Source organism: Streptomyces sp. NPDC042100 (assembly GCF_055582325.1).
The window spans coordinates 366,263-386,305 of record NZ_JBVJDK010000005.1; the positions used below are offsets into that span (position 1 = coordinate 366,263).

15 protein-coding genes are annotated in these 20,043 nt (G+C 72.6%); 10 read left to right on the forward strand and 5 right to left on the reverse strand.

Annotated features, from left to right (window positions below; genetic code table 11):
* Positions 1-83: 83 nt before the first annotated feature.
* Positions 84-1,097 carry a TerC family protein gene (locus ACZ6J5_RS14075; RefSeq protein WP_469391086.1) on the forward strand — a complete coding sequence of 338 codons (1,014 nt, stop codon included), beginning with the start codon at positions 84-86 and terminating at the stop codon, positions 1,095-1,097.
* A 71-nt stretch (positions 1,098-1,168) separates the two neighbouring features.
* On the opposite strand, the gene ACZ6J5_RS14080 is transcribed toward ACZ6J5_RS14075, so the two are convergent.
* The 3 genes from ACZ6J5_RS14080 to ACZ6J5_RS14090 all read right to left on the reverse strand — a co-directional run bounded on the left by ACZ6J5_RS14080 (position 1,169) and on the right by ACZ6J5_RS14090 (position 4,080).
* Entirely contained in the window at positions 1,169-2,452 is a 1,284-nt protein-coding gene (locus ACZ6J5_RS14080; RefSeq protein WP_469391087.1) for an MFS transporter, read from the reverse strand.
* Positions 2,453-2,683: 231 nt separating this feature from the next.
* On the reverse strand, positions 2,684-3,340 hold the full coding sequence (locus tag ACZ6J5_RS14085; protein WP_469391089.1) for an MBL fold metallo-hydrolase: 657 nt from the start codon (positions 3,338-3,340) through the stop codon (positions 2,684-2,686).
* Positions 3,341-3,387: 47 nt separating this feature from the next.
* Complete coding sequence (locus ACZ6J5_RS14090; RefSeq protein WP_469391091.1) at positions 3,388-4,080, reverse strand: maleylpyruvate isomerase family mycothiol-dependent enzyme; 693 nt, start codon at positions 4,078-4,080, stop codon at positions 3,388-3,390.
* Positions 4,081-4,246: 166 nt separating this feature from the next.
* Here ACZ6J5_RS14090 and uvrA point away from each other — a divergent pair, with 166 nt between their 5' ends.
* Complete coding sequence (gene uvrA / locus ACZ6J5_RS14095) at positions 4,247-7,333, forward strand: excinuclease ABC subunit UvrA (protein ID WP_469391093.1); 3,087 nt, start codon at positions 4,247-4,249, stop codon at positions 7,331-7,333.
* A gap of 57 nt (positions 7,334-7,390) precedes the next feature.
* On the opposite strand, the gene ACZ6J5_RS14100 is transcribed toward uvrA, so the two are convergent.
* Positions 7,391-8,284, reverse strand: coding sequence for a carbohydrate kinase family protein (locus tag ACZ6J5_RS14100; RefSeq protein ID WP_469391094.1), 894 nt, complete (start codon positions 8,282-8,284; stop codon positions 7,391-7,393).
* 144 nt (positions 8,285-8,428) lie between these two features.
* Here ACZ6J5_RS14100 and ACZ6J5_RS14105 point away from each other — a divergent pair, with 144 nt between their 5' ends.
* Positions 8,429-8,854 (forward strand): Rieske (2Fe-2S) protein, encoded by a 426-nt coding sequence (locus tag ACZ6J5_RS14105; protein ID WP_329419659.1) that lies wholly within the window; start codon positions 8,429-8,431, stop codon positions 8,852-8,854.
* Positions 8,855-8,867: 13 nt separating this feature from the next.
* Here ACZ6J5_RS14105 and ACZ6J5_RS14110 read toward each other — a convergent pair whose 3' ends face one another.
* The gene (locus tag ACZ6J5_RS14110; RefSeq protein WP_469391096.1) at positions 8,868-9,797 is read right to left on the reverse strand and encodes a hypothetical protein; all 930 of its coding nucleotides are present in this window, start codon (positions 9,795-9,797) and stop codon (positions 8,868-8,870) included.
* Between the two features lie 235 nt (positions 9,798-10,032).
* Here ACZ6J5_RS14110 and ACZ6J5_RS14115 point away from each other — a divergent pair, with 235 nt between their 5' ends.
* The 7 genes from ACZ6J5_RS14115 (at position 10,033) to ACZ6J5_RS14145 (ending at position 19,887) form a co-directional block, all read left to right on the forward strand.
* Positions 10,033-10,638 carry a papain-like cysteine protease family protein gene (locus ACZ6J5_RS14115; protein ID WP_469391098.1) on the forward strand — a complete coding sequence of 202 codons (606 nt, stop codon included), beginning with the start codon at positions 10,033-10,035 and terminating at the stop codon, positions 10,636-10,638.
* A 5-nt stretch (positions 10,639-10,643) separates the two neighbouring features.
* Positions 10,644-11,498, forward strand: coding sequence for a hypothetical protein (locus ACZ6J5_RS14120; protein WP_469391100.1), 855 nt, complete (start codon positions 10,644-10,646; stop codon positions 11,496-11,498).
* A 236-nt stretch (positions 11,499-11,734) separates the two neighbouring features.
* Entirely contained in the window at positions 11,735-13,756 is a 2,022-nt protein-coding gene (gene uvrC, locus ACZ6J5_RS14125; RefSeq protein ID WP_469391102.1) for an excinuclease ABC subunit UvrC, read from the forward strand.
* Positions 13,757-13,845: 89 nt separating this feature from the next.
* The gene (rapZ, locus tag ACZ6J5_RS14130; RefSeq protein ID WP_469391373.1) at positions 13,846-14,754 is read left to right on the forward strand and encodes an RNase adapter RapZ; all 909 of its coding nucleotides are present in this window, start codon (positions 13,846-13,848) and stop codon (positions 14,752-14,754) included.
* Positions 14,751-15,779: a gluconeogenesis factor YvcK family protein gene (locus tag ACZ6J5_RS14135; protein WP_469391103.1), complete on the forward strand. Its 1,029-nt coding sequence runs from the start codon at positions 14,751-14,753 to the stop codon at positions 15,777-15,779. Before rapZ ends, ACZ6J5_RS14135 begins: the two co-directional genes overlap by 4 nt.
* The gene (gene whiA / locus ACZ6J5_RS14140) at positions 15,770-16,759 is read left to right on the forward strand and encodes a DNA-binding protein WhiA (RefSeq protein ID WP_046911893.1); all 990 of its coding nucleotides are present in this window, start codon (positions 15,770-15,772) and stop codon (positions 16,757-16,759) included. The genes ACZ6J5_RS14135 and whiA overlap by 10 nt, the downstream gene beginning before the upstream one ends.
* A 167-nt stretch (positions 16,760-16,926) precedes the next feature.
* A complete protein-coding gene (locus tag ACZ6J5_RS14145; RefSeq protein ID WP_469391105.1) occupies positions 16,927-19,887 on the forward strand; it encodes a M14 family metallopeptidase in 2,961 nt (986 codons plus the stop codon).
* The last annotated feature ends 156 nt before the right edge of the window (positions 19,888-20,043 follow it).

Here is a 20,043-nt window from a genome sequence, read left to right on the forward strand (position 1 = left end):
GCGTCGGCCCGGTTTTCCCCCGGGTGGAAGAGACCTCCGGCAGCGACGACGCTGATCACAAGCCGTACGACGCCGGAGGCGCAGTGGACGTTTCGATGACCCTGTGGGTGCTGACCGTTCTCGGTCTGAGCGCCCTGATCGCGGTCGACTTCTTCATCGGGCGCAAGCCCCATGACGTGTCGGTCAAGGAAGCCGGCATCTGGACGATCGTCTGGATCGTCCTCGCCGTGCTGTTCGGCCTGGGCCTGCTCATCTGGGGCAGCAGCCAGGCATCGGGCGAGTTCTTCGCGGGTTACATCACCGAGAAGTCGCTCAGCGTGGACAACCTGTTCGTCTTCGTCCTGATCATGGCGAAGTTCTCGGTGCCCTCGCACCTCCAGCAGCGCGTGCTGCTGATCGGCGTGCTGATCGCCCTGGTGCTCCGCGCGATCTTCATCGCGGCTGGTGCCGCGATCATCACGAGCTTCTCGTGGGTCTTCTACATCTTCGGCGCGTTCCTCATCTACACCGCCTGGAAGCTGATCCAGGAGGCCCGTGCCGACGACGACGAGGAGGAGTTCGAGGAGAACCGCCTCCTCAAGTCGATCGAGAAGAAGTTCGGCGTCGCGGACCGTTACCACGGCACCAAGCTCTTCATCCGGGAGAACGGCAAGCGGATCCTGACCCCGCTGATGGTCGTGATGCTGGCGATCGGCACCACCGACATCCTCTTCGCCCTCGACTCCATCCCGGCGATCTTCGGCCTCACGCAGGACCCGTACATCGTCTTCACGGCCAACGCCTTCGCGCTGATGGGTCTGCGCCAGCTGTACTTCCTGATCGGCGGCCTGCTCAAGAAGCTGGTCCACCTCAGCTACGGCCTGTCGGTGATCCTCGGCTTCATCGGCGTGAAGCTGGTGCTGCACGCGCTGCACGAGTCCGGGGTACACGTCCCGGAGATCTCCATCCCGTTCTCGCTCTCCGTCATCTGCGGTGTCCTGATCATCACCACGATCACGAGCCTCATCGCCTCGAAGAAGCAGGAGCGGCTGGAGGCGGCCAAGGCCGCGGAGGCTCCGGCGGCCGACGGCGGCGAGAAGGACAGCGTCGACGCCTGACGGCCGGCGTGAGAGGGGCCGGTGCGGGTGTGTCACACACCCGCACCGGCCCCTGTGCCGTTCCCGGGGCCTCAGACGGGCTCCGGCTCGGGCTGCGGCGCCTTGCGTGCGGGAAGCGTCTCCGGGAGCAGCGCGAAGCAGCCGAGGCTCACCAGTGCCACCACCGTCAGATAGGCCGCCACGCCCCACGGCGGCCCCTCGCCGCCCTCGGAGAGGGCCGTCGCCACGATCGGGGTGAGCGCCCCGCCGAGCACCCCGGCGAGGTTATAGCCGACGGCGGCGCCGGTGCAGCGCACCCGGGGCTCGTACAGCTCGGGCAGATAGGCGGCGACGACCGAGAACATCGTGATGAAGGCCAGCAGCGAGCCCAGGAAGCCCAGGAACATCAGCAGCGGCACCGCCGTGTGCAGCAGCGCCACCATCGGGAACATCCACACCGCCGAGGCGGCGCAGCCGGCCAGGCACAGGGTGCGGCGCCCGTAGCGGTCGCCGAGCATCGCCGCGAACGGGGTCACCGCCCCCTTCACCGCCACCGCCGCCATCACGCACACCAGCATCACCGTGCTGGACACGCCCAGCCGCTCGGTGCCGTAGGCGAGCGCCCAGGTGGAGACGGCGTAGAAGACCGCGTAGCCCACGGCCAGCGCGCCCGCCGTCAGCAGCACGAGCCGCCAGTGGCCCCGGAACACCTCGGTCAACGGCGCCTCCGCCCGCTGCCCCGACGCGGCCAGCTCCTCGAACTGGGGCGTCTCGGCGAGCGAGGAGCGCAGCCCGAGCCCGGCCGCCGCGAGCAGCCCCGCCGCCCAGAACGGCACCCGCCAGCCCCAGGACCGGAACTCCGCGTCGCTCAGCCCGGCGGTCAGCGCCAGCATCACCCCGTTCGCGAGCAGGAAGCCCACCGCGGGCCCGATCTGCGGGAAGCTCGCCCACAGGGCCCGCCGGTCCGCCGGGGCGTGCTCGGCGGTGAGCAGCACCGCCCCGCCCCACTCGCCGCCGAGCCCGAGGCCCTGGAGGAAGCGCAGGACGAGCAGCAGGACGGGCGCGGCGATGCCGATGCTCTCGTAGGTGGGGACGCAGCCGACGGCGACGGTGGCGCAGCCGGTGAGCAGCAGCGAGGCGAAGAGCACCGGCCGCCGCCCGTACCGGTCGCCCACGTGTCCGAAGAGGACCGAGCCGAGCGGGCGGGAGAGGAAGCCGACGGCGAAGGTGCCGAAGGCCGCCAGGGTGCCGGCCAGCGGCGAGAAGTTCGGGAAGAAGAGCGGGCCGAGGACGAGCGCGGCGGCCGTCCCGTAGACGAAGAAGTCGAAGAACTCGATGGCGGTGCCGACGAGTGAGGCGGCGGCGAGCCGCCCCATCGACGGAGCGTGACTGTGGCGCATGTGGCGCCAACTACCCGCCCGCCGTCCGGGTTACGGGGGCGTGCGGGGGTGCTGGGGGATCGCTGGGGGAGGCGTGCGTCGTCACGGGGCGTTCCGGGCGCGACCGGATTTCTCCCTCGGCGGTCCTGGTTCAGTTCTCGGGCCACTCGTGGGCGTAACCGCCCGGAAAGCGGCGTGTGACCGCTCGGTGGCGGGACCGGCCCGTGGCTACCAGCCCCGGGCGCGCCAGTCCGGCAGCTTCGGGCGCTCGTCGCCGAGCGTGGTGTCGCCGCCGTGGCCGGGGTAGACCCAGGTCTCGTCGGGGAGGGTGCCGAAGAGCTTGGTCTCCACGTCGTCGAGCAGGCTGGCGAAGGCCTCGGCGTCGCCCCAGGTGTTGCCGACGCCGCCCGGGAAGAGGCAGTCGCCGGTGAAGAGGTGCGGGTGGCCGTGCGGGTCGTCGTAGACCAGCGCGATCGAGCCCGGGGTGTGGCCGACCAGGTGGCGGGCGGTGAGCTCGACCCGGCCGACCCGGATCGTGTCGCCGTCGCGCACGAGGACGTCGGTCGGGACGGCGATGCCCTCCGCGTCGTACGCCCCGGCGTAGGTGCGCGCGCCGGTGGCGTCGACGACCTCCGCCAGTGCCTGCCAGTGGTCGCCGTGCTGGTGGGTGGTGACCACGGACGCGATGCCGTCGTCGCCGATCAGCGTGAGCAGGGTCCCGGCCTCGTTCGCCGCGTCGATCAGCAGTTGCTCGCCGGTCGCCCGGCAGCGCAGCAGATACGCGTTGTTGTCCATCGGGCCGACCGCGACCTTCGAGATCATCAGGTCGGTCAGTTCGTGCACGTCCGCAGGTCCGCCGACCTTCACCGCTCCGCTGTACGTCATGGCCTCAGCCTATCCCCGGGCGCGGGCGCCCGGGGCGGCAACGGCGCCTACAGGGGCGGGAGCTGGGGCAGCGGGCCGCCCTCGGCGGTGAGCGCCGCGCCGGGCTCGCCGCGCCCGGCCAGCCAGCCGAGGAGGGCGGCCGGCGGGCCGGTGACGGTGACCGGGGCGCCCTCGTCGCCGCCGGTCCGGCCGAGGTCGGCGCCGTCGGGGGTGCGCAGGGTGACCGGCGGGACGTCCGCGCGGCCGGACCAGCGGTCGGCGAGGAAGGCGATCTCCCGGAGCTGGAACTCCTCGGGGAGGTCCGCGAGCCCGTAGCCGGCGCCCAGGTCGACGTGGTGCAGGGCGACCTCGACCCAGCGGCGGAAGGGCAGCCGCGAGGCGCTGTCGGTGATGCCGTTGCGCAGCTCGACGGTCCGGTCCCAGTCGGCGGGCTCGGCGCAGACGTCCTGGAGGCGCTCGGCGGTGGCGCGCAGGTCGGTGAGGTGCGCGTCCAGGGGGCGGGCGGCGTCCCGCTCGATGTCGGCGTCGCGGGTGGCGGCGTCCTTGTACATCGGCAGGCCCTGGAGGACGTTCACCAGGGCGTCGGCGTTGCGGGCCAGGTGGGCGAGGACGTGGCCGCGGGTCCAGCCCGGAAGCCGTGACGGCTCGGCGAGAGCCGCGTTGTCCCAGGAGGAGACCTCGGCGATGAGCCGGTCGGTCGCCTCGCGTACGGAGGTCAGGTCACGCACATGGTCGATCATGGCGCCGACCCTAGCGCCGCCGGGGTGCCGCCACTCGTTCGGGTGAAGAGGGCGGCGGAACTCCGGAAATCGAATGTGCGTGCTATAAGCTCGGGGGAAGCATCCGGCATCCTTGGTTGTTGGGTCTTCAGGCACATCCGCTCTCTCAAGAAAGGTGCGGACCGGCGTGGCCGACCGTCTCATCGTCCGTGGCGCTCGTGAGCACAACCTCAAGAACGTCTCGCTCGACCTCCCCCGTGACTCGCTGATCGTCTTCACCGGTCTGTCCGGGTCGGGCAAGTCCTCCCTCGCGTTCGACACGATCTTCGCCGAGGGGCAGCGCCGGTACGTCGAGTCGCTCTCCTCCTACGCCCGCCAGTTCCTCGGCCAGATGGACAAGCCGGACGTCGACTTCATCGAAGGTCTGTCGCCCGCCGTCTCCATCGACCAGAAGTCGACCTCGCGCAACCCGCGCTCGACGGTCGGCACGATCACCGAGGTCTACGACTACCTCCGGCTGCTCTTCGCCCGCATCGGCAAGCCGCACTGTCCGGAGTGCCACCGCCCGATCTCCCGCCAGTCGCCGCAGGCCATCGTCGACAAGGTCCTGGAGCTGCCCGAGGGCAGCCGCTTCCAGGTCCTCTCGCCGCTGGTGCGCGAGCGCAAGGGCGAGTTCGTCGATCTCTTCGCCGACCTCCAGACCAAGGGCTACAGCCGCGCCCGGGTCGACGGGCAGACGATCCAGCTCAGCGAGCCGCCCACGCTGAAGAAGCAGGAGAAGCACACGATCGAGGTGGTCGTCGACCGCCTCACCGTGAAGGACAGCGCCAAGCGCCGGCTCACCGACTCCGTCGAGACCGCGCTCGGCCTCTCCGGCGGCATGGTCGTGCTCGACTTCGTCGACCTCGCCGAGGACGACCCCGAGCGCGAGCGGATGTACTCGGAGCACCTCTACTGCCCGTACGACGACCTCTCCTTCGAGGAGCTGGAGCCGCGCTCCTTCTCCTTCAACTCGCCCTTCGGCGCCTGTCCGGACTGCACCGGCATCGGCACCCGCATGGAGGTCGACCCCGAGCTGGTCGTCCCCGACGAGGAGAAGTCCCTCGACGAGGGCGCCATCCACCCCTGGTCGCACGGCCACACCAGGGAGTACTTCGGGCGGCTCATCGGCGGCCTCTCGCAGGCCCTGGGCTTCCGCACCGACATCCCGTACGCCGGGCTGCCGCAGCGGGCCAAGAAGGCCCTGATGTACGGCCACAAGACCCAGGTCGAGGTCCGCTACCGCAACCGCTACGGCCGCGAGCGGGCCTACACCACGCCCGCCTTCGAGGGGGCCGTCTCCTTCGTGAAGCGGCGGCACAGCGAGGCCGAGAGCGACTCCAGCCGCGAGCGCTTCGAGGGGTACATGCGGGAGGTGCCCTGCCCCACCTGCCAGGGCACCCGCCTCAAGCCGATCGTGCTCGCGGTCACGGTGATGGAGAAGTCCATCGCCGAGGTCTCCGCGATGTCGATCAGCGACTGCGCCGACTTCCTCGGCCGCCTCACCCTCAACGCCCGTGACAAGAAGATCGCCGAGCGGGTCCTCAAGGAGGTCAACGAGCGGCTCCGCTTCCTCGTCGACGTCGGCCTGGACTACCTCTCGCTCAACCGCGCGGCCGGCACCCTCTCCGGCGGCGAGGCCCAGCGCATCCGGCTCGCCACCCAGATCGGCTCCGGTCTGGTCGGCGTGCTCTACGTGCTGGACGAGCCGTCCATCGGCCTGCACCAGCGCGACAACCACCGGCTCATCGAGACCCTGGTCCGGCTCCGCGACATGGGCAACACGCTCATCGTCGTCGAGCACGACGAGGACACCATCAAGGTCGCCGACTGGGTGGTGGACATCGGCCCGGGTGCCGGCGAGCACGGCGGCAAGGTGGTCCACTCCGGCCCCTTGAAGGAGCTCCTCGCCAACGAGGAGTCGATGACCGGGCAGTACCTGTCGGGCCGCAGGGCCATCGGCACCCCGGACATCCGGCGCCCGGTGGACCCGGACCGCCGCCTCACCGTGCACGGCGCCCGCGAGAACAACCTGCGGGACATCGACGTCTCCTTCCCGCTGGGCGTCCTCACCGCCGTCACCGGAGTCTCCGGTTCCGGCAAGTCCACGCTGGTCAACGACATCCTCTACACCCACCTGGCGCGCGAGCTCAACGGCGCCAAGTCGGTGCCCGGACGGCACACCCGGGTGGACGGCGACGACCTCGTCGACAAGGTCGTGCACGTCGACCAGTCGCCCATCGGCCGCACCCCGCGGTCCAACCCGGCGACCTACACCGGCGTCTTCGACCACGTCCGCAAGCTCTTCGCGGAGACCATGGAGGCGAAGGTCCGCGGCTATCTGCCCGGCCGCTTCTCCTTCAACGTCAAGGGCGGACGCTGCGAGAACTGCTCCGGCGACGGCACCATCAAGATCGAGATGAACTTCCTCCCGGACGTCTACGTCCCGTGCGAGGTCTGCCACGGCGCCCGGTACAACCGGGAGACCCTGGAGGTCCACTACAAGGGCAAGTCCATCGCCGAGGTCCTGGACATGCCGATCGAGGAGGCCCTGGACTTCTTCGAGGCCGTCCCGACCATCGCCCGCCACCTGCGCACGCTCCACGAGGTGGGCCTGGGCTACGTCCGCCTCGGGCAGTCCGCGCCCACCCTCTCCGGCGGCGAGGCCCAGCGCGTCAAGCTCGCCTCCGAGCTCCAGAAGCGCTCCACGGGCCGCACGGTCTACGTCCTGGACGAGCCGACCACCGGCCTCCACTTCGAGGACATCTCGAAGCTGATCAAGGTCCTCTCCGGCCTGGTCGACAAGGGGAACTCGGTGATCGTCATCGAGCACAACCTCGACGTCATCAAGACCGCCGACTGGATCATCGACATGGGCCCCGAGGGCGGCAGCGGCGGAGGCGTCGTCGTCGCCGAGGGCACCCCCGAGGAGGTCGCCTCGGTCCCGGCCAGCCACACCGGCAAGTTCCTCCGCGAGGTCCTGGGCGCCGACCGGATCAGCGACGCGTCCGGCCCCGCCGCGCGCGGCACGGCGAAGACGGCGGCCAAGAAGGGCGCCGCCAAGAAGGCCACGGCCACGAAGACGGCGGTGACCAAGACGGCGACCAAGACGGCCACCAAGGCCGCCGCCAAGACGGCGACCGAGGCGACCGCCACCAAGGCCGCCGCCAAGAAGGCCGCGCCCGCCAAGAAGGCCGTCGCGAAGAAGGCCGCCGCCAGGACCCGCAAGGCCTGACGGACCCCGCCCCGGCACCCGAGGGGGTGGCCCCGCCGATCCGGCGGGGCCACCCCCTCAGCCGTCGCCCAGCTCGTGCGCGTACGGCGGCTCCGCGCCCGCCCGGGTGCACGTCACCGCCGCCGCGCGGGCCGCGAAGGACAGCAGCTCCCGCCACTCCTCCCGGGACAGCGCGCCCGGGTCGCGGCCGGCCAGCCCGTGCAGCAGCGCCGCGTTCACCGTGTCGCCCGCGCCGATCGTGTCCACCACCCGCACCGGGACCGCCGGCACCGACACCTCCAGCGCGCCCGCGAAGACCGTCAGGCCCCCGGCGCCCCGGGTCAGCACCACCGCCGCAGGACCCCGGTCCGCCCACCCGGCCGGCGAGCCGCCCAGCCAGTCCGCGTCCTCCTCCGACAGCTTCAGCAGCGACACGTACGGCAGCCAGCCCGCGAAGCGCTCCCGGTAGGCCGCCGGGTCCGGGATCAGGCCCGGCCGCACGTTCGGGTCCAGCAGCGTGAAGAGGCCCTCCCGGGCCGAGCGCCGCAGCAGCGCCTCGTACGCGCTCGCACCCGGCTCCAGGGCCAGCGAGCAGGTCCCGAAGGCCACCGCCCGCACCTCCTCCGGCAGCCGCTCCGGCAGCGCGAAGAGCCGGTCCGCCGTGCCCTCCACGTAGAAGCCGTACCGCGCCGAGCCGTCCGGGCCCACCGAGGCCACTGCCAGGCTCGTCGGCTCCGGCCCCCGCTGCACCGGCCCGGTCGCCACCCCGGCCGCCCGCAGCCCGTCCAGCAGCGCCTCCCCGAAGGCGTCCGTCGACACCCGCGAGCAGAAGGCCGCCGGGGCGCCGAGCCGCCCCAGGGCCACCGCCGTGTTGTACGGCCCGCCGCCCGGCCGGGGCAGCAGCGGGGACAGCGGGCCACCGGCCCCGTCCGGGACCAGGTCGATCAGGGACTCACCGGCGACGACGATCACGTACCGGAAGGTAACCCATGCCCCGCCCGTCACGACAGCCCCGCCGCAGGGCCCCGGGAGCGCGCCGGTATCGTCGTTCGGGTCACCCGCTTCGGGTGGCTTGTCACCGATTTCCCCGTGAACCCGTGAACCCGTGGAGTGCTCATGTCCGGCCAGTCCACCCGCCGCACCGTGCTGAAAGGCGCCGCCCTCGCCGGCGCCGCCGGACTGGGTGTCTCCGCCTGCTCCACGGACTCCAAGCTCGGCCACGCCCAGACCCCGACCCCGACCGCGCCGGTCTCCCTCGGCGCGCCCGACGAGGTCCCCGTCGGCGGCGCCAAGCTCTACCGCGAACAGCGCCTCCTGGTGCACTGCCCGGCCAAGGGCCAGTACAAGGCCTTCAGCGCCCAGTGCACCCACGCCGGCTGCGTCCTCGACAAGATCGAGGACAACGAGGGCAACTGCCCCTGCCACGGCAGCCGCTTCGACGTGACCACCGGCAAGGCCCTCCAGGGCCCGGCGACCGTGCCGCTCCCCGAGGTCCCCGTCCGCGTCGAGAACGGCAAGCTGGTCGCGGGCCCGGAGGCCTGACGGCCGCCCGCCGCTACGCCCAGTCCCAGTCGATCCCCAGGATCCCCGGGCGCACCCCCTGCTCCACCAGGTGCACCGCGCGGTGCCGGCCGCTCAGCGTCAGCTCGGCCCGGCCGCCGCGCGGCGCGCCCGCCGACGCCTGGGCGAAGCGCCGGCAGCGCACCGGCAGCGCCGCCTCGTCGAAGCGCACCTGCAGCACGTACTGCCCGCCCGCGAAGCTGAAGCCCCGCACGTACTCCCGGCTCGCCCCGCCGCTGCCGTCCTCGAAGCCGTACGAGAAGAAGTACGTGTCCCCGGCCCGCAGCCGCGTGTCGAAGAGCAGCTCCGCGACCAGCACCCCCGTCTCCGCGTGCCGCCGCACCCGCCCCGTGCGGCAGTTCTCCGCCGCCCGCACCTCCACCCGGGCCGGATCGCAGCCCGGATCGCCCCAGTGGATCGCCAGATAGCGGTCGATGCCGTCCCGGTGCGCCCGCACCACCTGCTGCGAGTCCCGGCCCAGCAGCTCACGGCGGGCCCCGATCCGCACCCGCTCGTGGTGCCCGACCGTGTGCAGCCCCCCGTCCGCCGGGCTCTCCAGCTCGGCCAGCAGCCCCTCGACCACCCCGGACGCCTCCACCAGCGAGCGGTACGAGCGGGTCGCCGGGCGCTCGACGTCCGCGCGGGCGGCGGTGTCCTCGGCGAGCAGCCGGGTCAGCGAGTTCCCCGGCAGCTGGAGCACCTCCTCCAGCGCCCGCACCGCCTTCATCGACTCGGGCCGCTGCGGGCGGCGGGCGCCCTGCTGCCAGTAGCTCAGCGAGGTCACCCCGACCTTGATGCCCCGGTGCGCCAGATGGTGCTGGACCCGCTGGAGCGGCAGCCCGCGCACCGCGAGCGCCGTGCGCAGCGCCAGGTGGAAGGGGCCGGTGTGCAGCAGCTGAGCCAGATCGGCCTCGGTGTGACCCACGAGGACTCCTCAGTGAACGTTCACGTCAGGGCGGACGGAGCACGGCGCCGCCCGGGAGAGGCGGGCTGGTGGACCGGGGGCCTCCGTTCACAGCCGGGTCACACCGTTCACAGCTCGCCGTCACCCCGCATTGAAGCGTGTTGACCCGTTCCGGACAACGGCCGATGCTCCTGACCAGCGTCCGGACGCGCTCCTCTCCTCCAACTCCCCACATCCCCGCCTCGGGAGGAACGCGATGCGCAAGAGAAAGCTCTCGTTCGCGGCACTCGCCGCGGCCGCCGCCCTCTTCGTCCTGCCCGCCACGCCGGCCACCGCCGCGCCGGCCGGCTCAGGGACGCAGAGCGACACGGTCTCGGCGTACGCCTACAAGCGCCTCAACATCACCATGCAGGCCCAGCAGAAGACCAACTGGTGCTGGGCGGCGGCCGGCAACACCATCGCCACCTGGTTCGGCCGCTCCTACAGCCAGAACCAGTTCTGCAACGCCGCCTTCAACCGCCAGCAGGGCTACGAGTGCCCCAACTCGCAGGCCAACCTCGGCAACGTCCAGACCGGACTGAGCTGGGCCGGCATCAACCCCGGCTCGTACGTGGACGGCTGGCTGCGCTACGCCACCGTGCAGACCGAGATCAACGCCAACCGGCCCGTCGAGACCCGCATCCAGTGGTCCAGCGGCGGCGGCCACATGCACGTGATCTACGGCTACGACGACGCCAACGGCTGGGTCTACTGGGGCGACCCGTGGCCCTCCAGCGACCGCTACAACTGGGCCTCGCACGACTGGTACGTCAACAACAGCTCCTTCTCCTGGACCCACTCCCTCTACCGGATCGGGGCGTGACGACGATGACCGCACGCACGCGTGCCCTGAGCGCCGGCCTGCTGGCCGCCGCCGCCCTCACCGTCCTCGGCGCCGCCCCGGCCGGCGCGGCCCCGGCGCCCGTCCCGCCGGCCGCCCCGAGCCCGGAGCAGGCGGTCGCCGCCCCGCAGACGCTGGACACGGTCGCCCGCTTCTTCGCCAGGGACGTGAAGGACGGCGCCGCGCTCTCCCGGACCGCTGCCGCCGCGCCCCGGATCGAGGGCGCGTCCGTGCCGGTGCGGATCCTCTCGCCGGACTTCGTCGCCGGGAAGCCGGGCGCGCCGGTGGCCCGGGTGGAGTTCCGCGCCAGCAAGGCGGTCGCCGCCGACGGCCGGACCGCCTCGCTGTGGACCGTCCCGGCGGACGGCGGCTGGCGGGTGGTGAACATCGCCACCGGCGACGACGAGCAGCGCTACACGGCGCGGGGCGAGCGGGCGCTGCCCGGCGGCATCGTCTTCCGCGAGCCGCAGATCGACGCCTGGTACGTCCAGAAGGGCGCGAAGGTGCTCCCCCTGGACGAGGACGCGGTACGGGCGGTCGGGAAGAACGGGACCAGCCTCGCCGCGTACCGGGAGCGGGTCGTGAAGGCGTACGGGGACAAGCTGCCGGGGTCCGCGTACGCCAGGAAGGGCGCGGCGGGCGGCTTCGGCACCGGAGCCCCCGCCGCCGCCTCCGCGACGGCTCCCGAAGCCGCCGTGGCCGCCTCCGCCGCCGCCTCCGCCCCGGCCGGCGGGTCCGCGGTCACCGCCGCGTCCACGGCGGCGGGCGCCGGGGCGGTGCTGGTCCTCGCCCTGACCGGGACGGCCGTGATACGCGGGCGGCGCGCCTCCGGGGAGGGCTGAGGCCCGCACGGCGGGGGCCGTCCGGCGCCACCGCGCCGGGCGGCCCCCGGCCGCCGGGGAGGGCCGTGGGCGGGAACGCGCCACGGCCCTCCACCGCGTCACCGCTCCGTCGCCGAGCGTGGCGGGGCGGACCCGCGTGGAGCCGGTCCCGGAGGTGTCCGGAAACCCCGTCCGCCGTGTCCCGCCAACGGGCGGGCACGGCCTGACTGTCGGTCCCCGCCAGTAGGGTGGGAACCATGGCCGACCCCTCCAGCTACCGCCCGAAGCCGGGACAGATCCCCGACTCGCCGGGGGTCTACAAATTCCGCGACGAGCACCGCCGGGTGATCTACGTCGGGAAGGCGAAGTCCCTGCGCCAGCGCCTGGCGAACTACTTCCAGCCCCTCGCGAGCCTGCACCCGCGCACGGCCACGATGGTGACCACGGCCGCGTCCGTGGAGTGGACGGTGGTGTCGACCGAGGTCGAGGCGCTCCAGCTGGAGTACACCTGGATCAAGGAGTTCGACCCCCGGTTCAACGTCAAGTACCGGGACGACAAGAGCTACCCCTACCTCGCCGTCACCATGAACGAGGAGTATCCGCGCGTCCAGGTCATGCGCGGCCACAAGAAGAAGGGCGTGCGCTACTTCGGGCCGTACGGGCACGCCTGGGCGATCCGCGAGACCGTCGACCTGATGCTGCGGGTCTTCCCGGTGCGCACCTGCTCGGCGGGCGTCTTCCGCAACGCGGCCTCGGCCGGCCGGCCCTGCCTCCTCGGCTACATCGGCAAGTGCTCGGCCCCGTGCGTCGGCCGGGTCACCCCCGAGGAGCACCGCGAACTGGCGGAGGACTTCTGCGACTTCATGGCCGGCCGCACGGGCACGTACCTGCGCCGCCTGGAGAAGGAGATGACGCTGGCGGCCGAGGACATGGAGTACGAGCGGGCGGCCCGGCTGCGCGACGACATAGGCGCGCTGCGCAAGGCCATGGAGAAGAGCGCGGTCGTCCTCGGCGACGCCACCGACGCCGACCTGATCGCGCTCGCCGAGGACGAGCTGGAGGCCGCCGTCCAGATCTTCCACGTGCGCGGCGGCCGGGTCCGCGGCCAGCGCGGCTGGGTCACGGACAAGGTCGAGGCCGTCGACACCGCCGGGCTCGTGGAGCACGCCCTCCAGCAGCTGTACGGCGAGGAGAGCGGCGAGGGCGTCCCCAAGGAGGTGCTGGTCCCCGCGCTGCCGGACGACGCCGACGCGGTCAGCGCCTGGCTCGCCGGGCGCCGCGGGTCCAACGTCTCGCTGCGCGTCCCGCAGCGCGGCGACAAGAAGGACCTGATGGAGACCGTCGCGCGCAACGCGCAGCAGGCCCTCGTGCTGCACAAGACCAAGCGCGCCAGCGACCTCACCACCCGCTCGCGGGCCCTGGAGGAGATCGCCGAGGCGCTGGACCTGGACTCGGCGCCGCTGCGCATCGAGTGCTTCGACATCTCGCACCTCCAGGGCGAGGACGTCGTGGCCTCCATGGTCGTCTTCGAGGACGGGCTGCCCCGCAAGGGGGAGTACCGCCGCTTCCAGATCAAGGGCTTCGAGGGCCAGGACGACGTCCGGTCCATGCACGAGGTGATCAGCCGCCGCTTCAAGCGCTACCTCGCCGAGAAGGAGAGGACCGGCGAGTGGGTCGACGGGGACGTCTCCGTCGTCGAGGACGCCGGGGACCGGGACGGCGAAGGCCGGGACGCCTCGGGCCGGGACGACGACGGGCGGCCGAAGCGCTTCGCGTACCCGCCGCAGCTCGTCGTGGTGGACGGCGGGCAGCCGCAGGTCGCGGCGGCCCGCCGGGCCCTGGACGAGCTCGGCATCGACGACATCGCGGTCTGCGGCCTCGCCAAGCGCCTGGAGGAGGTCTGGCTGCCGGGCGAGGACGACCCGGTGGTGCTGCCCCGCTCCAGCGAGGGGCTGTACCTCCTCCAGCGGGTCCGTGACACGGCTCACGACTTCGCCATCCGCTACCAGCGGTCCAAGCGGAACAAGCGCATCCGGACCAGCCCCCTGGATACCGTCCCCGGCCTGGGGGAGACCCGCAAACAGGCACTCATCAAGCATTTCGGCTCGGTCAAACGCCTCCGGCAGGCGACAATCGAGCAGATCTGCGAGGTTCCCGGCATGGGCCGCAAGACGGCGGAGGCCGTGGCGGTGGCCCTCGCGACGGCGGCCCCGGCCGCGCCCGCCGTGAACACGGCAACAGGAGAGATCATGGAAGACGACGGGGGCACGACGGCATGACCACGCATGACCGGCACAACGAGCAGGACCCGCAGGACCAGCAGGACCGGAACGACCCGCACAACGAGTACGAAGACGGAGCGCCAGACATGGACACGGGCACCACCGAGCCCGCGGGCGACACCAGCGCCGACGCGGCCACCCCCGAACTGGTGATCATCTCCGGCATGTCCGGAGCCGGCCGGTCCACCGCGGCGAAGTGCCTGGAGGACCTCGGCTGGTTCGTCGTCGACAACCTGCCGCCCGCGCTGATCCCCACCATGGTGGAGCTCGGCGCCCGCTCCCAGGGCAACGTCGCCCGCATCGCCGTCGTCGTCGACGTCCGGGGCCGGCAGTTCTTCGACAACCTCCGCGACTCCCTCGCCGCCCTCGACGCCAAGCAGGTGACCCGCCGGATCGTCTTCCTGGAGTCCTCCGACGACGCCCTGGTCCGCCGCTTCGAGTCGGTCCGCCGCCCGCACCCCCTCCAGGGCGACGGGCGCATCGTCGACGGCATCGCCGCCGAGCGCGACCTGCTGCGCGAGCTGCGCGGCGACGCCGACCTGGTGATCGACACCTCCAGCCTCAACGTGCACGAGCTGCGCGCCAAGATGGACGCCCAGTTCGCCGGCGACGAGGAGCCCGAGCTGCGGGCCACCGTCATGTCCTTCGGCTTCAAGTACGGCCTGCCCGTCGACGCCGACCTCGTCGTGGACATGCGCTTCCTGCCCAACCCGCACTGGGTCCCCGAGCTGCGCCCCTTCACCGGGCTCAACGAGGAGGTCGCCAACTACGTCTACAACCAGCCCGGCGCCAAGGAGTTCCTGGACCGCTACACCGAGCTGCTCCAGCTCATCGCCGCCGGCTACCGCCGCGAGGGCAAGCGGTACGTGACGATCGCCGTCGGCTGCACGGGCGGCAAGCACCGCTCCGTGGCCACCGCCGAGAAGCTGGCCGCCCGCATCGCCGCCGAAGGCGTCGAGACCGTCGTCGTCCACCGGGACATGGGGCGCGAGTGAAGCCGTACAAGCGGCGTGCCTCCACCCTCTCGGTGCGGCGCACGCTCCGCAGGCGCGGCGCGCAGCCCAAGGTCGTCGCGCTCGGCGGCGGCATGGGGCTCTCCGCCTCGCTCGCCGCCCTGCGGCGCATCACCGGCGACCTGACCGCCGTGGTCACCGTCGCCGACGACGGGGGCTCCAGCGGCCGGCTCCGGGAGGAGCTCGGCGTGCTGCCCCCCGGGGACCTGCGCAAGGCGCTCGCCGCGCTCTGCGGCGACGACGACTGGGGCCAGACCTGGGCCCGGGTGATCCAGCACCGCTTCCAGTCCCAGGGCGAGATGCACGGCCACGCCGTGGGCAACCTGCTGATCGTCGCCCTGTGGGAGCAGCTGGGCGGCGACCCCGTCCAGGCCCTCGACCTGGTCGGCAAGCTGCTCGGCGCGCAGGGCCGGGTGCTGCCCATGTCCGCCGTGCCGCTGGAGCTCCAGGCCCTGGTCAAGGGCCACGACCCGGAGCGCCCGGGGGACGTGGACACCGTGCGCGGCCAGGCCACCGTGGCCCTCACCCCCGGCGAGGTGCAGTCCGTGCACCTGGTCCCGCACGACCCGCCGGCGGTGCCCGAGGCCGTCGAGGCGGTCCTGGACGCGGACTGGGTGGTGCTCGGCCCGGGGTCCTGGTTCTCCTCGGTGATCCCGCACCTGCTGGTGCCCGAGCTGCTCGACGCCCTGGTCGAGACCAAGGCCCGCCGGGTGCTCTCGCTGAACCTCGCGCCGCAACCCGGAGAAACAGAGGGCTTCTCCCCGCAGCGTCATTTGGAGGTTTTGGGACGACACGCCCCTAAACTCGCCCTGGACGTGGTGCTGGCCGACGAGGCCGCCGTGCCCGACCGCGAGTCCCTCGCCGACGCCGCCAAGCGGCTCGGCGCCGCGGTCGAGCTGGCGCCCGTGGCCAGGCCCGACGGTGCTCCGAAGCACGACCCGGAGCTGTTGGCCGCCGCGTACGACCGTATTTTTCGGATGCATGGAAGGATCGGCCCATGGCGATGACGGCAGCGGTGAAGGACGAGATCTCCCGGCTCCCCGTCACCCGGACCTGCTGCAGGAAGGCCGAGGTCTCGTCGATCCTTCGGTTCGCGGGCGGGCTGCACCTGGTGAGCGGCCGGATCGTGATCGAGGCGGAGCTGGACACCGCGATGGCGGCCCGCCGCCTCAAGCGGGACATCCTGGAGATCTTCGGCCACAGCTCGGAACTGATCGTGATGGCGCCCGGCGGGCTGCGCCGGGGCTCGCGCTTCGTGGTGCGGGTGGTGGCGGGCGGCGACCAGCTGGCCCGGCAGACCGGCCTGGTGGACGGCCGTGGCCGGCCCATCCGGGGGCTGCCCCCGCAGGTCGTCTCCGGCGCCACCTGTGACGCCGAGGCGGCCTGGCGCGGCGCCTTCCTGGCGCACGGCTCGCTGACCGAGCCCGGCCGCTCCTCCTCCCTGGAGGTCACCTGCCCCGGCCCGGAGGCCGCCCTCGCCCTGGTCGGGGCGGCCCGCCGGCTCTCCATCGCGGCCAAGGCCCGCGAGGTGCGGGGCGTGGACCGGGTGGTCGTCCGCGACGGCGACGCCATCGGAGCCCTGCTGACCCGGCTCGGCGCGCACGAGTCGGTGCTGGCCTGGGAGGAGCGGCGGATGCGCCGCGAGGTCCGCGCCACCGCCAACCGGCTGGCCAACTTCGACGACGCCAACCTGCGCCGCTCGGCCCGCGCGGCCGTCGCCGCGGGCGCCCGGGTGCAGCGGGCCCTGGAGATCCTCGCCGACGAGGTGCCCGAGCACCTCGCCGCAGCGGGCCGGCTGCGCATGGAGCACAAGCAGGCCTCCCTGGAGGAGCTGGGCGCGCTCGCCGACCCGCCGCTGACCAAGGACGCGGTGGCCGGCCGGATCCGCCGGCTGCTCGCCATGGCCGACAAGCGGGCGCAGGACCTGGGCATCCCGGGGACCGAGTCCAACCTGACGGAGGAGCTGGACGACAGCCTGGTCGGCTGACCCGTCCGCTGAACGGCCGATTCCGTTCAACTCCCTTCCGCCGGTGCCTTTCTGAGGCACCGGCGGCTTCCTTTGCGGCACGCCGTACGCACCCTTGACGGGGCCCGTGAGTCACCACGAGCCTGGCGTCTGTTCACTTTCGTGGCAGACAAGCGCAAGGGGGGCTTATGAGACGCAGGGTGAGAGCGGTGCTCGCCGCCGGTTCACTGCTGATCGCGGGACTGGCGGCGGCACCCGTCGCCGGGGCACAGCCGAACACCGACGGCGCGACCCGCGGCGACGCACTCTCCGTATGGCGGGCCAAGGTGAGCAAGGACCAGGTGCCGCTGCTGCTCGACGCCGGCACCGACGCCCGGGAGCTGACCGAGCAGGTGCCCGCCAAGGGCTCCGCCACCGTGGAGCTCTACCTCACCGACGCCCAGGCCGGGAAGCTGCGCGGCGAGGGCGTCGAGATCACCGAGCACACCCTCTCCGCCCAGGCGGAGAAGCGGGTCGCGGGCGCCGGGGACGGCGTCTTCCGCCCGTACGGCGGCCCCGGCGGCCTCAAGCAGGAGATCATGGACACGGCCCGGTCCCACCCCGGGATCACCAAGGTCGTCTCCATCGGCAAGACGGTCCGGGGCCAGGACATCCTCGCCCTCAAGATCAGCAAGGGCGCTACCAAGAGCAGGGACGGCTCGAAGCCCGCCACGCTCTACATGTCCAACCAGCACGCCCGCGAGTGGATCACCCCCGAGATGACCCGGCGGCTGATGCACTACTACCTCGACGGCTACGGCAAGGACTCCCGGCTGACCACGCTGGTGGACACCACCGAGCTGTGGTTCGTGCTCTCCGCCAACCCGGACGGCTACGACTTCACCCACGCCGACCCGGCCAACCGCCAGTGGCGCAAGAACCTGCGGGACAACGACGGCGACGGGCGCATCGACTCCGGCGACGGCGTCGACCTCAACCGCAACTTCGCCTACAAGTGGGGCTACGACGACGAGGGCTCCTCGCCCGACCTGGCCGACGAGACCTACCGGGGCCCCAGCGCCGGCTCCGAGCCCGAGACCCGCGCCGTCGACGCCTTCGAGAAGCGCATCGGCTTCCAGTACGGCGTCAACTACCACTCCGCGGCCCAGCTGCTCCTCTACGGGGTCGGCTGGCAGGTCGCCACCGACACCCCCGACGACATCGCCCTCAAGGCGCTCGCCGGCACCCCGCAGAAGTCCGCGGTCCCCGGCTACCGCCCGCAGGTCTCCTCCGAGCTCTACATCACCAACGGCGAGGCCGACGGACACGCGGCGAACGTCAACGGGATGCAGATGTTCACCCCGGAGATGTCGACCTGCGCCACCGCCTCCCGCGTCGACCCGAACGACGCCTGGGACCCGGCGGACTGCGCCTCCGTCTTCACCTTCCCGGACGACGAGAAGCTGATCCAGGCCGAGTTCGCGAAGAACATCCCCTTCGCGCTCGCCGTCGCCGAGTCCTCCGTCCACCCGGACCGGCCCGTCTCCCCGGTCGGCATCGAGGCCCCCGACTTCACCCCGGACGCCTTCGCCGCCTCCTACGCCGCCCGAGGCCAGGACCAGGAGCTCGCCGTCACGGCCCGCAAGTCGCTGCGCGCCAAGACCCTGAACTACCGGATCAACGGCGGCCGCACCCACCGCGAGGGCCTGGAGCCCTGGAAGGGCGGCGAGACCTTCGGCGGCGAGGACAACCTGTACTTCGACCAGTACCGCGCCGAGGTCGAGGGCGCCGAGCCGGGCGACCGGGTCGAGGTCTGGTACACGGCCCGCACCCGCGAGGGCAAGGCCACCGCGTCCACCCCGTTCACGTACACCGTGGCCGAACGCCCCCGCGGCGACGTCCTCGTCCTCGCCGAGGAGGGCGGCACCGCCGCCGCCCGCGACGCCGAGCTGTACGTGAAGGCCCTCGCCGCCCAGGGCCGCCGGGCCGCCGTCTGGGACGTCGCCACCCAGGGCACCCCGCACCCCCTCGGCGTCCTGAGCCACTTCCGCTCCGTCGTCTGGTACACCGGCGCCGAGGAGCCCTCCGGCGGCTCGGTGCTCGCCGTCCGCGCCTACCTCAACGAGGGCGGCAAGCTCGTCAACGCGGGCGAGAAGTCCGGCGGCCTGGTCACCATCGGCCGCGCCCAGTCCAACGACTTCGCCCAGTACTACCTCGGCGCCTACCGCAGGGCCGGGCTCAACGGCCCGGCCTCCTTCGCCGGGACCGGCCGCCTCGGCGGCGCCGGCGCGCCCCTCGGCGCGGCGGCGGGCAACCCGCTCGACAACGCGGGCGCCTACACCGTCACCTCCGACACCCTGAAGCCGAAGCTCTTCCCGCAGTTCGCCAGCAGCGCCGCGGCCGGCGACTACCCGGGTCTGCGCACCCCCTTCGAGCCGTACGAGGGCACCCGCTTCGCGGCGCTGCGCCACTCGGACAACACCTGGGGGAGGCTCGCGCGGACCGTCGACCTGACCGGGGTCACGGCCGCCGAGGCGCCGAACCTGACCTTCCAGGTCAGCTACGACACCGAGCCCGGCTACGACAACCTGATCGTCGAGGCCCACACCGTCGGCCAGGACGACTGGACGACCCTGCCCGACGCCAACGGCGGCACCTCCGCCGAGCCGCCCGCCGACTGCGGCGAGGGCTACTACGTCCGGGGCCACCCCTTCCTCGGCCACTACCTCACGGTCGGGCAGGACGGCTGCGCGGCGACCGGCACCACCGGCGCCTGGAACGCCTTCACCGGCCCGTCCAACGGCTGGCGGCAGGCCAAGGTGGACCTGAGCGCCTACGCGGGCAAGCGGGTCGAGCTGGCCGTCTCGTACGTCTCCGACCCCGGCACCGGCGAGATGGGCGCCTTCGTCGACGACCTCCGGCTGAACGCGGGGGCCGCCTCCGACGCCGAGGGGTTCGAGAACGGGACCGGGAAGTGGTCCGTACCGGGTCCGCCGGCCGGCAGCCCGGGCAACGGATCCGACTGGACCGTCTCGGCGGCGCTCTTCCACTCGCAGGCCGCCGTCACCACCCGTGACACCGTGCTGTTCGGCTTCGGCCTGGAGCACGTCCCCAATGCGGCGGATCGGGCGGCTCTGCTCGGAAAGGCCCTTACTTCGCTCCGACGCTGATTCGGGCGCTCAGTCGAGCACTCCTCTCGGTGACTCTCCGTAGTGGGGGCGAAGGTCCCGCGACAGCCCTTACCTCTTGGGAGGTAAGGGCTGTCGGCCTTTTTCCGGCCGTTCCGGGGCTCGGACGGCCCCGCTGGATGTCACTCTCGGGCGCTC

Coding starts and splice junctions, on each gene's coding strand:
- ACZ6J5_RS14085 (WP_469391089.1), bottom strand. CDS start 3,340: ATGACGTACAGCGGAGCGGTGAAGGTCGGCGGACCTGCGGACGTGCAC.
- ACZ6J5_RS14120 (WP_469391100.1), top strand. CDS start 10,644: ATGACCGCACGCACGCGTGCCCTGAGCGCCGGCCTGCTGGCCGCCGCC.
- ACZ6J5_RS14115 (WP_469391098.1), top strand. CDS start 10,033: ATGCGCAAGAGAAAGCTCTCGTTCGCGGCACTCGCCGCGGCCGCCGCC.
- uvrC (WP_469391102.1), top strand. CDS start 11,735: ATGGCCGACCCCTCCAGCTACCGCCCGAAGCCGGGACAGATCCCCGAC.
- ACZ6J5_RS14080 (WP_469391087.1), bottom strand. CDS start 2,452: ATGGGGCGGCTCGCCGCCGCCTCACTCGTCGGCACCGCCATCGAGTTC.
- whiA (WP_046911893.1), top strand. CDS start 15,770: ATGGCGATGACGGCAGCGGTGAAGGACGAGATCTCCCGGCTCCCCGTC.
- ACZ6J5_RS14145 (WP_469391105.1), top strand. CDS start 16,927: ATGAGACGCAGGGTGAGAGCGGTGCTCGCCGCCGGTTCACTGCTGATC.
- ACZ6J5_RS14090 (WP_469391091.1), bottom strand. CDS start 4,080: ATGATCGACCATGTGCGTGACCTGACCTCCGTACGCGAGGCGACCGAC.
- ACZ6J5_RS14105 (WP_329419659.1), top strand. CDS start 8,429: ATGTCCGGCCAGTCCACCCGCCGCACCGTGCTGAAAGGCGCCGCCCTC.
- rapZ (WP_469391373.1), top strand. CDS start 13,846: ATGGACACGGGCACCACCGAGCCCGCGGGCGACACCAGCGCCGACGCG.